This is a genomic window from Geopsychrobacter electrodiphilus DSM 16401 (assembly GCF_000384395.1).
In the GTDB taxonomy this organism is placed as follows: domain Bacteria; phylum Desulfobacterota; class Desulfuromonadia; order Desulfuromonadales; family Geopsychrobacteraceae; genus Geopsychrobacter; species Geopsychrobacter electrodiphilus.
The window spans coordinates 1,675,454-1,687,843 of record NZ_ARWE01000001.1; the positions used below are offsets into that span (position 1 = coordinate 1,675,454).

Sequence of the window (12,390 nt, forward strand, 5' to 3'; positions counted from 1 at the left end):
AGGGGAATTCTCATGTCCACTAGTAAATCCAAGCCTGCACTTGAAATTCAACTGGAGAACGATGTCGCTCAGGGCATTTACGTCAATCTTGCTGTCGTAAATCATACTGATACCGAGGTCACTCTCGATCTAATTTATGTTCAGCCGCAAGAGTTGCGGGGCACTGTTCGCTCCCGCGTGATCGTATCACCGAGGCATGCAAAACGGTTGTTACGTGCATTGCAGGAGAATCTCGACCGTTACGAGCAGACTTTTGGAGAAATTAAAATAGAAAACACCCTCATAAAGCAGGATGTCAGTCCTTACCATTGATGAAAAATCTTCTTCTAACCCTTCTGTTTTTGTCGCTGGCTGTCTCCTGCGCGCCGCTAAGACCCCTTGAAGTTTCCGATCTGGTGATTTCCGACGCGCAGGTCTGGCAGGGGGATATTTATATCTCCGGGGTTGTTCGGGTTACTCGTGAGGGAAGTTTAACCCTTTTACCCGGAACTAAACTTGTTTTTAAGCGCATGGATCTTGACGGTGATGGGATCGGTGACGCAGCACTTGTTGTTGAAGGGAGTTTTGAGGCACGAGGAACGATCGAACGGCCCATTTTACTGACCAGCGGTGAGCCTGAGCCTAAACCGGGGGATTGGAAATTTTTGTATTTTGATTATGCGCGTCAGGTCGAAATTTCACATTTGGTTTCAGAATATGCTTACAGCGGGGTCCAGATTCATTTTTGTCGCGCGCTAATTACCTCGAGTGAATTTCGTAATAATGTGGATGGGGTGCGTTTTTCGACTGCGAATATTACGCTTCGACACAGTTTTCTTCATCACAATCGGCATGGTATTCGCTTTGAAGAACGAGGAGGACGTGGGATTATACGGCAAAACAGGATCAGTAATAATCAGATCGGGGTCTTTGTCGTCACCCGTGGCGCAGGGCGGACCCATTTTGAGCAGAATGATATTGTCGAAAACCGGCCCTATCAAATAAAAATGGGCCTCGAACAAAAACACCCGCTCGACTTTCCTCGCAACTGGTGGGGAGATGTCAGCGGTCTCTCGGTTGAGACAGTTTTTGATCAGCGTAAAGATCGTGCGTTAGGCCTGGTTTCTGGGACTGAGCCCTTGAATAAGCCAGTAACGGAGTTTTAAGGAAAAGGAGTCGGTAAGGTTATGAAAATTGTGAGCTCGGTATTGGTGTTGCTCCTGTTATTGTTTTGCTCTGTCGTAAACGTTTCGGCCTGTGTCGGAAAAACGCTTAAAATTGGGACCTCCGGTACGGTTCAACAGGAGGTTCTTGCCAACATTATCGCTGAGCTGATCAGCGAACGAACCGGTACGACAGTAAAGGTGGTGCCCTTTAAGGACAGCGCTGATGCGCATGCAGCCTTGCTGAAGGCCGATATTGACATGTTTGTTGAATACACCGGAGTCAGTCAAACACAGATTCTGCAAGCACAACCGCTGAAGGATGCAACCGCCCTTTATAACTCCGTTAAGGATCGCTACAATCAGGATCTGAATCTTATCTGGCTGAAACCTTTTGGTTTTGATGCAGCGCAGAGTCTGGGCGTCTCCTTGCCGGCTGAAGCGGCCCCAGTTGTCCGCAAAGACACCCTGAAAAAGTTCCCGGCTTTGGCCCGCTTGATTAATAAACTCGGTGGTAAAATCGACTTGCAGACTATTGCGCTGTTAGAAAAGGAGTCTGCCTCGGGAGTCCAGCCGAAGCAGGTCGCTCATGGTTTTCTCAAGAACAATCGCCTGATTTAGGTATTGTCTATGCTCGACCGTCGTCAGTTTATTTTCCAGTCCTTACGCAGTGCATGCCTGGCCGCGGTGGCCGGTTCTATCCCGCAACTTATTTTGCCAAGGGCCGTCTATGCTGCTCAGGATCGCGTTCTGGTAGTGCGAACCGGGGAAGATATCCCCCAACTTGTGCGTCAGACAGTCGCCGCCCTCGGAGGGATGGAGCGTTTTGTCAAACCAGGTGAAACCGTGGTGGTCAAGCCGAATATTGGCTGGGACCGCGGGGTTGACCTGGCGGCAAATACACATCCGCTTGTCGTCAAAACGGTTGTGAGTCTTTGTCTTGAAGCTGGAGCTAAAAAGGTTCAACTTTTTGATCGCACTTGTAATGACCCACGCCGCTGTTATGTCAGTAGTGGCATTCAACAGGCCATTTCAGACCTCAATTCGATACAGGCAGAGCTTGTATATATGGACCGGCGCGCGTATAAAGAACTCGAAATTTCCCAAGGTAAGGCTATCAATCGGTGGTCATTTTATCTGCCAGCGCTTGAGGCCGATCGGCTAATTAACCTTCCGATAGCCAAACATCACTCCATTTCAACCCTGACTCTTGGAATGAAAAACCTGATGGGAGTCATTGGCGGGAATCGCGGTATGCTGCATAGCAAGATCGCCGAAGCTCTCGCGGATATCAATACCGTCATCCACTCTGATTTAACCTTGATCGATGCGACCCGTATTCTTGTAGCAAACGGACCGCAGGGCGGGCGTCTTGAGGACGTTGAAGTGAGAAACACTCTGATCGCATCGCCTCAGGTAGTGACAGCCGATGCATTTGCCTCAACCCTCTTCGGCTATCAACCAGATCAGATCGAAACGATCGTTGCTGGTTATCGGAGAGGTCTTGGCGAAATCGATCTGAGCCGGGTTCAGCGGCTCTGATGTCTCTCAGTCGTAAATGGCGAATTTTAGTTCAAAGCCTGACTTTATTGGGTTTTTGTTGGCTTTTCCTGCAAACAGAATATCGTGGGACAGACGAACTAGCCTATCCCGTCAGCCTACTCTTTCGTCTCGATCCTCTGGCTCTTGTATCCGCGTTTTTTGCTTCAGGTAAAACCGACTTTATTCTGCTATGGCCAGCATTTCTGTTGCTTGTCTTGACGATTATTTTCGGACGATTTTTTTGCGGTTGGCTCTGTCCTTTAGGTTCTTTGCTCGACTTTTTAGGGGCTCCTTTACGCCGTTCTCAAAGTCGATTCTCTGGTTGGCCGAAGTTTAAATACTACCTGCTCTCGGCTTTGACTTTAGCGAGTCTTTGCGGCCTGCAACTGTTTGGCTTGTTTGACCCTCTGAGTATCTTTTTACGTAGCCTTACATTAGCTATTAATCCGGTGTGGAACCTCCTGGCTAACACGACCTTTGATTGGCTCTATCAAGCGAAACTTCCGCTGATAAGCTCCACAGCTGATGTTGTTTATCCCTTCTTTCGTGATCATCTGCTGGCTTTCAGACAACCTGTTTTTCTGCTCACGATTTTGACAGCCTTCGTCTTTTTAGCGGTTATTCTACTCGAACGATTACAACCTCGTTTCTGGTGTCGCAATCTTTGCCCGCTCGGCGCTTTGCTCGGTCTTTGTTCGCAACCAAGCCGATTGCAACGAACTCCTCAGTCCGATTGTTCCGACTGCAAGCAATGTTCTCTTCAGTGTTACATGGGGGCATCGGCCGCAGATTCAAGTCATGCCGCAGAATGCATCCGCTGTCTCGACTGCCTCGATTTTTGCCCGAATCAGCGGGTGAAATTTCACTTCAGCAAGAGGGGGGAAAAGCGTTTTGACCTGTCTCGGCGCACCTTGCTGGCTGCTTCAGTTGGTGGGGTTATGTTAGCACCTCTCGCTGCCGCGGCACCGCTGAGCGCAAGCTATCGCAATGATTTAATCCGCCCTCCAGGGGCTACTGGAGAGTCCGAGTTTTTACGTCGTTGTATCCGTTGTGGTGAATGCATGAAGGTTTGTATTGGCGGGGCATTGCACCCGGATTTATTGCGAGGCGGGGCTTTTTCGCTTTGGTCGCCTGTGGTTGTGGCGCGACTTGGATATTGTGAATATGACTGTACCCTGTGCGGGCAGGTCTGCCCGACAGGGGCAATCAAATCGTTGGAAATTAAGCAAAAACGCCAAATAAAAATCGGTTTGGCCGTTATTGATAAAAATCGTTGTCTGCCATTTGCGCGTGGTCAGGAATGTCTGGTTTGTGAGGAGCACTGTCCCACCGGTAAAAAAGCGATCACGTTTGATCGCCACAAGGACCTTGTTGAAAGTGAAGCGCGGGACCTATTGCAACCGCGTGTGCTAAAAGAGCTCTGTATCGGATGTGGCATCTGCGAAACCCGTTGTCCTGTGGCCGGTCGTAGCGCAATTATGATTATCAGTGAAGGTGAAAGCAGAGCTCCGCAGGGCCTTTTGTGATGGCAATTAGTTCTCTGGCCTTGATTTGCGGGATCGTGAAAGAGTGCCAATCTGGGTACTTTTTGAACAAGATCTCAGGCAATGTCGGGGGTGGAGATTTGGGGAAATTCCACTCATTAAAGCTGCCGCCCTCATGAATTAAAGTGACGATATCGGTGAATAAGGGCCTGTTTCGTTCGACTATTCTGAAGTTATTGCGGGGGACAGTTTGTCTCAGGGGCAGGGGGATTGAATTGTTTCAACCCTGTTGCGGCCATTATTTTTAGCGAGATAGAGAGCTTCATCTGCCATTCTGATTAACTCATCTTCAGATTTTAATTTATCTCCTGAAACGGCGGCAACGCCTAGACTAATTGTCAACTTGAGCGGACCGAGGTTGCCGCTGAAATGGTAATTTTCAATGCGCTGGCGGATCCGGTCAGCGACCTCGGCGGCATGGGCAAGATTCGTTTCTGGAAGAACCAGGCAAAACTCCTCTCCTCCATAGCGTGCCGCCAGATCGTAGGGGCGCAAATGCTCCCTCAGCAAATCAGCGACAAGAATCAGGACCTCATCCCCGGCTTGATGACCATATTTATCATTCACGTTCTTAAAGTGATCAATGTCGCACATGATCAGGGCGCAGGGGGATAGATTCCGTTGGCAGCGGTTGAGCTCATTTTCAAGCATCTCTGTTAATGAACGTCGATTGCACAGGCGCGTCAGGGGGTCTGTTTGAGAAAGTTCAAGCAGCAGGCGATTGCTGCGGCGTAATTCATCCTGCAATGTTTTGAGTTGCAGATGTACTTTGAGCCTGGCGATAAGCTCTGCTGGTTCGAACGGTTTTATAATATAATCACTTGCGCCACTCTCGAGCCCACGGACTTTAGAAGCAACATCGTCATGGCTGGTGAGCATGATCACAGGTTTGTCATTTAAATCCTCACGAGACTGGAGCAGGGCAAGAAACTTCAAGCCATCGATTCCGGGCATTTCAATGTCACACAATATAACATCGACATGATTATTGACCAGCAGCTTGAACCCCTCAACACCGCTGTTCGCCTGCAAGACCCTTTGGAACAGGTGGTTTTGGGTTATGGTTTCCATTACTTGCTGACGAATAGCTGCAGAATCATCGATAATCAGAAGTGTGCGTTCCATATCTGGCCTTAATTTAACGTTATGCGTAAATATCAATAGGACGCGAAGAATAAATAGAGATTATTTTAATAAAAAAGTTAAGCAAAGTACGCCTAGTTAGCAGTTGCCACCTCCACCGCAATCGCAGCTGGGTTCGTCTCCGGTGAGCCAACTATGAATAATGGCACTGGCACAACCAACACCAGCGTGGACCGTTATTGCTCCAACGGGGCAGTTGCCGACGCAGGCACCGCATTCCATGCAGTTATCCAGTGCGGTGATCCAGGCTAAATCATCTTCGATCTTGAAAACGGCCCGTGGACAAACGATAGCACAAAGCCCACAACCGACGCATTTCTCCTGCTCAAGTTTGAGGGTCACAACGTTCTTTAAGTATTTTTGATGAGCCATCGTCATTATCCCTGTTTAAAAGGCGGTCCACAGCCAGAGTCCAAGTGCGATAACAACCGCAATTAACTGGCAGGGGATTGCGATTCGCATCTCTTTTTCGACTCCAGAGGGCGATGTGTAGGTCGAGGAACCGGTGAAGTTCATTGCCGCATAACTTGAGATAGCCGTCACCTGTAATAGTAACGCGATATGGATCGTGCTCCCGGCATCGGGGAGAAGACTGCCGCCCAGAAGAATGGCTATCGCCAATCCTGTCCAAATACCTTTGAGGGAGAATGCCCGGCCCGGAAGCCAGGGCAGCAGAACCGGAGTGATGACTGCTCCAGCGACAAGCCCCGAAAATCCCGTCGCGATGGCGCTACCACCACGAATCAAAGCCGCGGAGGTAGAAAAGACCTGACTACCGATGCCCCCCAGCAGCAGGAGAGCTAATGCTGTATAGAAAATTTGACGGTAAAGAATTGTAATTTCAACCGGAGTTAAAACAATGCGGTCCAAAAGAGTGAAGTTGACGCGTCTCATCGCCGGTGTCGCCTGCCGGTTGTACGTGAAAAAGGCAGGAAGATCCTGAGCCCTGACCGGGCCGTAAACAACATTGAAATCGCACCCATTTTTTACCAGATGGGCAGCAACTCCCGGGGCGCCTAACTGAGGAACGATCAGGCGTCGGTGGGTAACCAGTTTTGTGAGGTGAAATTTTTTAACGCAGCGGATAATCTCATCGGTGCCAAACGTTCCCTTGCCGGCAGCGCACCAGACGTTAATCCCTTTGGTATCAATTACCAGGATCCAGGCATTGATGCTGCCCAATGATCTACGCAGAACGTCGAAACTCAGTTTATAGTTGGCCGAAATCAGAACTTCAGCTTCCGCATCTGGTGTGCCGACGGCATAAATTCCGGGAGCGACAGCATAATGGTTACGACCAATGCCCCAACGCATGGCAATGCGTCCAAACTGATCAACCCGGTTGAGTTTGCGTGCAACGACCGGGATCTCTCCAATGGGCGTATCCAGCCAGTTTTCTATAAACCCTTCAAGCTTGTACTCTGGTTTCCTGTGATCAGCCACAGGCGGACAGCAGGATTGTTTACCGGACTTCGGGGGGCAGCAGTTTTGCACGGTGTCGGGCGCATTTACAGGACAACAGCTGTCGGTGGGTGCTACTTTTGGAGTGCAACAGTTTTCTGTTTCAGTCATGTTGCTGCCTTCAGCGGGTGGCCAGACGCTGACGCGCAGATCTCAGCATCTCTTCAGTGGTTGCCCAATCAACACATTTGTCCGTTATAGAGACCCCGTAGCGCAACTGACTTAAGTCTGCCGGAATTGATTGGTTGCCAGCCTCAAGGTTACTTTCAATCATAACCGAATTGAGGGCTGGATTGCCGGCAAGAATCTGGTCAATGACGTCACTTAAAACGGCTCCCTGACGGGTATGGTCCTTGTTAGAATTAGCGTGACTGCAGTCGACCATAATTGAAGTTGGCAGATTGCTTTTTTGGAGTAGTTCGGTAGTTTCGGCGATAGCCTCGGGATGGAAATTGGGCCCACTGTTCCCGCCGCGTAGCACGATATGGACATCCGGATTACCGCGGGTATGAACGATTGAGGTGCGCCCATCAAAGTTAATCCCGAGAAAACTGTGCTCGTGCAAAGAGGCACTCATGGCATCGGTGGCAACATTCAAGCCACCATCAGTGCCATTTTTAAATCCAACCGGAAAGGAGAGACCGCTGGCCATTTCACGATGAGTCTGTGATTCCGTTGTACGAGCGCCAATAGCGCCCCAGCTGATCATATCCGAAAGGTATTGAGGGGTGATCGGGTCGAGCATTTCACTCGCAATCGGTAAACCGAGTTCAGTGATGGCACAAAAAAGCCTGCGCGCAACTCCCAGGCCCTTTGAGATACGGTGACTGCCGTCGAGGTCTGGGTCGTTTATCAATCCCTTCCAGCCAATCGTTGTGCGTGGCTTTTCAAAATATACGCGCATCACGATGAAGATCTGATCTTCAACTTCTTTGGCCAAGACGGCCAGGCGACGGGCATATTCTATGGCAGCTCGCGGTTCATGAATTGAGCAGGGGCCAACAACTGCCATAAGACGTCGATCCTGGCCATGGAGAATGGCTTTGACCTTCTCCCGTGAAAAGTACACAAGTTGAGCACTCTTTTCCGTTAAGGGGAAGACCTGCTTCAGATCCGAGGGTGCGATAATAGGAGTCACTTTATGAATATTGAGATTGTTGGTCTGTACCATTTGGTCACTCCGTCAAGGATATGAAAATTTAAAGGCGCGACAGATTAGCTCTTTTTGTGGGTCAAAGTCAAAACTACCCGGCAGATTTTAACGGGAATAGTTGAGTCATTCCGGTCGATTCTACTATTTTTATAAGCTCAAGCTGTTGCTTCTAAATACCTGATTTGACTAAACGCTCCAATCTCAGTATAAACTCAAGGGATTACAGCAACTTTCAGTGGATGGAGTTTGATCGAATGAATACCGTTTTTATTGCTTTGGCACGACTGGTCGACCTTGTTTTCAACCTCTATATTTTTATAGTGGTTGCCCGTGCACTGGTCAGCTGGGTTAGCCCTGACCCCTATAACCCGATTGTGCGTTTTTTGCATAATGCCACAGATCCTGCGCTTTATCGGCTGCGCAAATTACTCCCTTTTTCGACTGGCGCCATCGATTTTAGTCCGATGATACTTATTTTTTTACTTTATCTTCTGCAGGGGTTTTTGGTGAACATGCTGATTAGCCTCGGCAACACCTTTTAACGCGAAATATGAGCCTGCAATGAAGATCACTCCGATAGAAATTCAGCAACATCGATTTAAAACCCGCGTCTTTGGTTATGACTCGAGCGCGGTTGATCAATTCCTTGAGATGATCGCTGATGAACTGGAGTCCCTGCATAAGCAGAATAACGAATTAAAAGAAGCTCTCGCTCGGACCCGAACGGTTCTTGACCAGATGAAGAGTCGTGAGCAGGCGCTGCAACAGACCCTGATGACCGCGCAGCAGGTGACAGAAGAGCTTAAGAATACCGCCCGAAAAGAAGCTGAGCTGGTCATGGTCGATGCCCGTATGCAGGGTGAGCAGATTGTCCGTAGCGCCGATGAAAGGCGTCTTCAGCTTATACGTGAAATCCAGGAGATTAAACGTCAGAAAATCTCTTTTGAAAGCAGTTTGCGGGCGATGGTTGATGGTCATCTTAAATTACTGGACATGGAGACCTTCACCGTTGAGGAATGCGAAGAAGATGCGCCGCTCCTCGCAACTCAACGCATGCAGCGACCCCTTGAACTTGATCGCTGATGCTAGACTGTCTTAAGGCACATGCCAAAGGAACGGTTCTTAGCCTGCATGTTCAGCCTCGTTCCAGCCGCAACCAGATCGTCGGATTGCATGGCGAAAGGCTCAAACTGAAATTAACTTCCCCTCCGGTGGAGGGTTCTGCAAACAAGTGCTGCTGTGACTATCTGGCAAAACTTTTCAAGTTGTCCAAGTCGGATATTGAGCTGATTTCTGGGGACAAGGCGCGTCAAAAGCGCATCTTGTTACATGGGCTCGATCCACAGAGTGTTGCCGTTATTTTAATGGCCGAACTTTCCAGTTCTTGACTTTTTGATGTCAGAGCCGTAACATCCCGCCGCTGTATAGAAGATTCTTGAGTCGGAGGATATTGAAATGCCCATATATGAATACGAATGTGAATCCTGCGGGATCGTTTTCGAGGCCCGTCAAAAGTTTTCTGATGCCCCACTTGTTGCCTGTCGTGAGTGTGGAGGACGGGTTAGCAAGCAGATTTCCCGCGCCGGTTTCGCTTTGAAGGGTGGCGGCTGGTATGAGCAGGGATACAATAATACCGTCCCCAGTTGCTCAGGAGGTGAGGGTGGTGGCTGTAGCGGTTGCCCCAAGTCGTCAAATGGATAATGGTCTTTTTTGATAAAAAAAGCCCCAAACAATATCAAATTGTTTGGGGCTTTTTTTATTTTAATCTGGAGTGCTGAACATCCCGGGTACAAAAGCTGCCCGAGACGCTTTACATGATGGCTGCTATCCTATATTTTTTCTAGCGTCATCCAGATTTAGGTGGTTCTACTTACTCAATATAATTAAAGGAGACGACGTGGCAGCAAAGATAATTGATGGTAAAGCGATCGCATCAAAGATGCGTGCTGCGATCAAGGCTGAATCAGCAGATTTGCGCGCAAAAGAGATCATCCCGGGTTTGGCTGTTGTTTTAGTGGGGGACGATCCCGCCAGCCGGGTTTATGTCTCAATGAAAGAGAAGGCCTGTACTGAATGCGGTATTTTCTCGGATGAATACAAGCTGCCCGCCGAAACATCTGAAGCCGACTTGCTTGCCGTAATTGAAAAGCTTAATGACGATCCGCAGATCGACGGTATTCTGGTGCAACTTCCGCTGCCAAAACATATCAATGAAAATAATATTCTTGAGGCGATTTTACCGGCTAAGGATGTCGACGGTTTTCATCCTTATAATGTCGGCCGCCTGGTAACCGGAAATCCACTGTTTAGACCCTGTACCCCTTATGGTGTTATGAAGATGTTGGAAGAGACCGGGGTTGATTTAAACGGGAAAAATGTTGTGGTTGTTGGTCGTTCTAATATCGTTGGTAAGCCAGTGGCCTTGATGTGTCTTGCCGCACATGCCACTGTGACAATCTGTCACTCTCGGACGCTTGATCTGCCGGCTAAAGTAGCAGATGCCGATATAGTGATTGCCGCCGTAGGGATTCCCGCAATGGTCAAAGGGGATTGGATCAAAGAGGGTGCTGTGGTTATTGATGTCGGGGTGAACCGGGTCGGTGACAAGAAATTGGTTGGCGATGTCGATTTTGAAGCTGCTAGTAAGCGGGCTTCGGCGATCACTCCTGTTCCTGGTGGGGTCGGTCCTATGACGATCACCATGCTACTCTTCAATACACTGGAAAGCGCCAAACGGCGCGCTAATGGCTGAGGTTGATTGACAAAATCTCTGTTGTTGAAAAAACTTCTTTGGTCCTTCATTGGTGGACTGATAGTCTGTCTTCGCAGAGTTTGATTTTTTTTTACGATTAGGAGGGTAGGTCCGCGTGAAAAAGACAGTACTGAACCAGGTACATCGCGATCTTGGAGCTCGGATGGTCGAATTCGGCGGATGGGATATGCCGGTGCAGTACACCGGGGTGATTGCTGAACATCTGGCAGTGCGCAGTGCTGCTGGTCTTTTCGATGTATCCCACATGGGTGAGTTTGAAGTCAGCGGCCCCGACGCCTTTGCTTTTTTGCAGTATGCCAGTATCAACGATCTGTCCGTGCTCGTTGATGGTCAGGTGCAGTACAGTGCCTTGTGTTATCCCGACGGCGGGATTGTCGATGATATAACGCTTTATCGGTTCGCCGCTGAAAAATATATGCTCTGTGTCAATGCTGCCAATATTGATAAGGATTTTGCCTGGCTGCAGAGCCTCGCGGCTCAAAAAAACGGTAATTTTCAATTAACTAACCGCAGTGCTGATTATGCCCAGTTAGCCCTGCAGGGCCCCACCGCCGCGGTAATCCTGAGTTCCCTGACTTCTGCTGACCTGCTTTCACTCAAGACTTATCATTTCTGCACTGCGGATGTCGCCGGGCTGTCTATGCTGATCTCACGCACGGGTTATACCGGTGAGGATGGCTTCGAACTTTATTGTCAGCCGAAAGATGCTGAATCGCTCTGGCAGAAGTTGATGGAACAGGGGACACCCTATGGGCTGGTTCCTGTCGGTTTGGGAGCCCGAGATACTCTGAGGCTTGAAAAAGCCTATGCCCTTTATGGACATGAACTGAGTGCAGAGGTTCTGCCACTTGAAGCAAGACTCGGATGGATCACCAAGTTGGAAAAGTCCGATTTTTGCGGGAGAAGTGCGCTTCTCAAAGCGAAGTCTGGAGGAATCCGCCGCCAGTTAATCGGCTTGCGTTTAACGCAACCCGGGGTCCCTCGGGAACAATATGTTGTGCGTCTTGCCGGTCGGGATGTCGGTGTCGTTACGAGCGGCACCATGTCGCCGAGTTCACGACAGGGGATTGCTCTGGCGCTGGTTGACACCAATGTTGCTGCGAGCGATGAATCTTTTTCGATTGTGATCCGTGGGCGTGAAGTCTCTGCTGAAAAAGTTAAACTCCCTTTTGTCTGATACCCCTAAATTTGCATGGAGGAGAAAATGGATTTTCCTGAAGAGTTAAAGTACACCGAAGAGCATGAATGGGTTCTGCTGGAAGGGGATCTCGTCAGTATCGGTATTACCGATTTTGCCCAGGATCAACTTGGTGATGTGGTATTTGTTGAGCTCCCAGAAGTTGGCGATCGGGTTGAACTCGGCAAAGCGTTCGGTGTAGTTGAGTCGGTCAAGGCCGTCTCGGATATCTATGCGCCGCTTGCCGGCGAGGTTGTTGAAGTGAATACTGAATTGCCTGATGCGCCGGAAATGATTAACACCTCTCCCTATGAAGACGGCTGGATGATTCGAATCAAGCCTGATGATCCCTCCGAGCTTGAAGAGTTAATGGATGCCTCCGATTACCAGGATTTTGTCGAAGAAGAGTAATGGGTCAAGACATAAACCCGGCGGTGCATGCAAGCGCCGCCGGT

16 protein-coding genes are annotated in these 12,390 nt (G+C 49.3%); 12 read left to right on the forward strand and 4 right to left on the reverse strand.

Annotation, left to right across the window (positions count from 1 at the left end; genetic code table 11):
- The first annotated feature begins 12 nt into the window (after window positions 1-12).
- From D888_RS21035 to D888_RS21040, 5 genes are read left to right on the forward strand one after another with little or no spacing between them, the layout of a single operon-like run.
- Entirely contained in the window at window positions 13-312 is a 300-nt protein-coding gene (locus D888_RS21035) for a DUF3467 domain-containing protein (protein WP_020676015.1), read from the forward strand.
- A complete protein-coding gene (locus D888_RS0107935) occupies window positions 312-1,145 on the forward strand; it encodes a right-handed parallel beta-helix repeat-containing protein (protein ID WP_020676016.1) in 834 nt (277 codons plus the stop codon). Before D888_RS21035 ends, D888_RS0107935 begins: the two co-directional genes overlap by 1 nt.
- Window positions 1,146-1,166: 21 nt before the next feature.
- Window positions 1,167-1,763 carry a glycine betaine ABC transporter substrate-binding protein gene (locus D888_RS0107940; RefSeq protein WP_020676017.1) on the forward strand — a complete coding sequence of 199 codons (597 nt, stop codon included), beginning with the start codon at window positions 1,167-1,169 and terminating at the stop codon, window positions 1,761-1,763.
- A 9-nt stretch (window positions 1,764-1,772) separates the two neighbouring features.
- Window positions 1,773-2,684 (forward strand): DUF362 domain-containing protein, encoded by a 912-nt coding sequence (locus D888_RS0107945; RefSeq protein ID WP_020676018.1) that lies wholly within the window; start codon window positions 1,773-1,775, stop codon window positions 2,682-2,684.
- Entirely contained in the window at window positions 2,684-4,210 is a 1,527-nt protein-coding gene (locus D888_RS21040; RefSeq protein WP_020676019.1) for a 4Fe-4S binding protein, read from the forward strand. Before D888_RS0107945 ends, D888_RS21040 begins: the two co-directional genes overlap by 1 nt.
- 213 nt (window positions 4,211-4,423) lie before the next feature.
- Here the strand turns inward: D888_RS21040 and D888_RS0107955 are convergent, their stop codons facing one another.
- From D888_RS0107955 to D888_RS0107970, 4 genes are all read right to left on the reverse strand, one after another.
- Window positions 4,424-5,353, reverse strand: a complete 930-nt coding sequence (locus D888_RS0107955; RefSeq protein WP_020676020.1) for a diguanylate cyclase — start codon at window positions 5,351-5,353, stop codon at window positions 4,424-4,426.
- Between the two features lie 96 nt (window positions 5,354-5,449).
- Window positions 5,450-5,743, reverse strand: a complete 294-nt coding sequence (gene hgcB / locus D888_RS0107960) for a mercury methylation ferredoxin HgcB (RefSeq protein WP_020676021.1) — start codon at window positions 5,741-5,743, stop codon at window positions 5,450-5,452.
- A 15-nt stretch (window positions 5,744-5,758) separates the two neighbouring features.
- Window positions 5,759-6,943: a mercury methylation corrinoid protein HgcA gene (gene hgcA, locus D888_RS0107965; protein WP_020676022.1), complete on the reverse strand. Its 1,185-nt coding sequence runs from the start codon at window positions 6,941-6,943 to the stop codon at window positions 5,759-5,761.
- A 10-nt stretch (window positions 6,944-6,953) separates the two neighbouring features.
- Window positions 6,954-8,003: a 3-deoxy-7-phosphoheptulonate synthase gene (locus tag D888_RS0107970; protein ID WP_020676023.1), complete on the reverse strand. Its 1,050-nt coding sequence runs from the start codon at window positions 8,001-8,003 to the stop codon at window positions 6,954-6,956.
- 236 nt (window positions 8,004-8,239) lie between these two features.
- Here D888_RS0107970 and D888_RS0107975 point away from each other — a divergent pair, with 236 nt between their 5' ends.
- The 7 genes from D888_RS0107975 to gcvH all read left to right on the forward strand — a co-directional run bounded on the left by D888_RS0107975 (window position 8,240) and on the right by gcvH (window position 12,346).
- Complete coding sequence (locus tag D888_RS0107975; protein WP_020676024.1) at window positions 8,240-8,527, forward strand: YggT family protein; 288 nt, start codon at window positions 8,240-8,242, stop codon at window positions 8,525-8,527.
- Window positions 8,528-8,546: 19 nt separating this feature from the next.
- Window positions 8,547-9,068 (forward strand): DivIVA domain-containing protein, encoded by a 522-nt coding sequence (locus tag D888_RS0107980; RefSeq protein WP_020676025.1) that lies wholly within the window; start codon window positions 8,547-8,549, stop codon window positions 9,066-9,068.
- A complete protein-coding gene (locus D888_RS0107985) occupies window positions 9,068-9,373 on the forward strand; it encodes a DUF167 domain-containing protein (RefSeq protein ID WP_020676026.1) in 306 nt (101 codons plus the stop codon). Before D888_RS0107980 ends, D888_RS0107985 begins: the two co-directional genes overlap by 1 nt.
- Before the next feature lie 67 nt (window positions 9,374-9,440).
- Window positions 9,441-9,686, forward strand: a complete 246-nt coding sequence (locus tag D888_RS23585; protein WP_083928811.1) for an FmdB family zinc ribbon protein — start codon at window positions 9,441-9,443, stop codon at window positions 9,684-9,686.
- A gap of 196 nt (window positions 9,687-9,882) precedes the next feature.
- A complete protein-coding gene (gene folD, locus D888_RS0107990) occupies window positions 9,883-10,737 on the forward strand; it encodes a bifunctional methylenetetrahydrofolate dehydrogenase/methenyltetrahydrofolate cyclohydrolase FolD (RefSeq protein ID WP_020676027.1) in 855 nt (284 codons plus the stop codon).
- 115 nt (window positions 10,738-10,852) lie between these two features.
- The gene (gcvT, locus tag D888_RS0107995; protein ID WP_033423235.1) at window positions 10,853-11,935 is read left to right on the forward strand and encodes a glycine cleavage system aminomethyltransferase GcvT; all 1,083 of its coding nucleotides are present in this window, start codon (window positions 10,853-10,855) and stop codon (window positions 11,933-11,935) included.
- Window positions 11,936-11,962: 27 nt separating this feature from the next.
- The gene (gene gcvH, locus D888_RS0108000) at window positions 11,963-12,346 is read left to right on the forward strand and encodes a glycine cleavage system protein GcvH (protein WP_020676029.1); all 384 of its coding nucleotides are present in this window, start codon (window positions 11,963-11,965) and stop codon (window positions 12,344-12,346) included.
- Window positions 12,347-12,390 lie beyond the last annotated feature (44 nt).

Coding starts and splice junctions, on each gene's coding strand:
- D888_RS21035 (WP_020676015.1), top strand. CDS start 13: ATGTCCACTAGTAAATCCAAGCCTGCACTTGAAATTCAACTGGAGAAC.
- D888_RS0107935 (WP_020676016.1), top strand. CDS start 312: ATGAAAAATCTTCTTCTAACCCTTCTGTTTTTGTCGCTGGCTGTCTCC.
- D888_RS0107940 (WP_020676017.1), top strand. CDS start 1,167: ATGAAAATTGTGAGCTCGGTATTGGTGTTGCTCCTGTTATTGTTTTGC.
- D888_RS0107945 (WP_020676018.1), top strand. CDS start 1,773: ATGCTCGACCGTCGTCAGTTTATTTTCCAGTCCTTACGCAGTGCATGC.
- D888_RS21040 (WP_020676019.1), top strand. CDS start 2,684: ATGTCTCTCAGTCGTAAATGGCGAATTTTAGTTCAAAGCCTGACTTTA.
- D888_RS0107955 (WP_020676020.1), bottom strand. CDS start 5,353: ATGGAACGCACACTTCTGATTATCGATGATTCTGCAGCTATTCGTCAG.
- hgcB (WP_020676021.1), bottom strand. CDS start 5,743: ATGGCTCATCAAAAATACTTAAAGAACGTTGTGACCCTCAAACTTGAG.
- hgcA (WP_020676022.1), bottom strand. CDS start 6,943: ATGACTGAAACAGAAAACTGTTGCACTCCAAAAGTAGCACCCACCGAC.
- D888_RS0107970 (WP_020676023.1), bottom strand. CDS start 8,003: ATGGTACAGACCAACAATCTCAATATTCATAAAGTGACTCCTATTATC.
- D888_RS0107975 (WP_020676024.1), top strand. CDS start 8,240: ATGAATACCGTTTTTATTGCTTTGGCACGACTGGTCGACCTTGTTTTC.
- D888_RS0107980 (WP_020676025.1), top strand. CDS start 8,547: ATGAAGATCACTCCGATAGAAATTCAGCAACATCGATTTAAAACCCGC.
- D888_RS0107985 (WP_020676026.1), top strand. CDS start 9,068: ATGCTAGACTGTCTTAAGGCACATGCCAAAGGAACGGTTCTTAGCCTG.
- D888_RS23585 (WP_083928811.1), top strand. CDS start 9,441: ATGCCCATATATGAATACGAATGTGAATCCTGCGGGATCGTTTTCGAG.
- gcvH (WP_020676029.1), top strand. CDS start 11,963: ATGGATTTTCCTGAAGAGTTAAAGTACACCGAAGAGCATGAATGGGTT.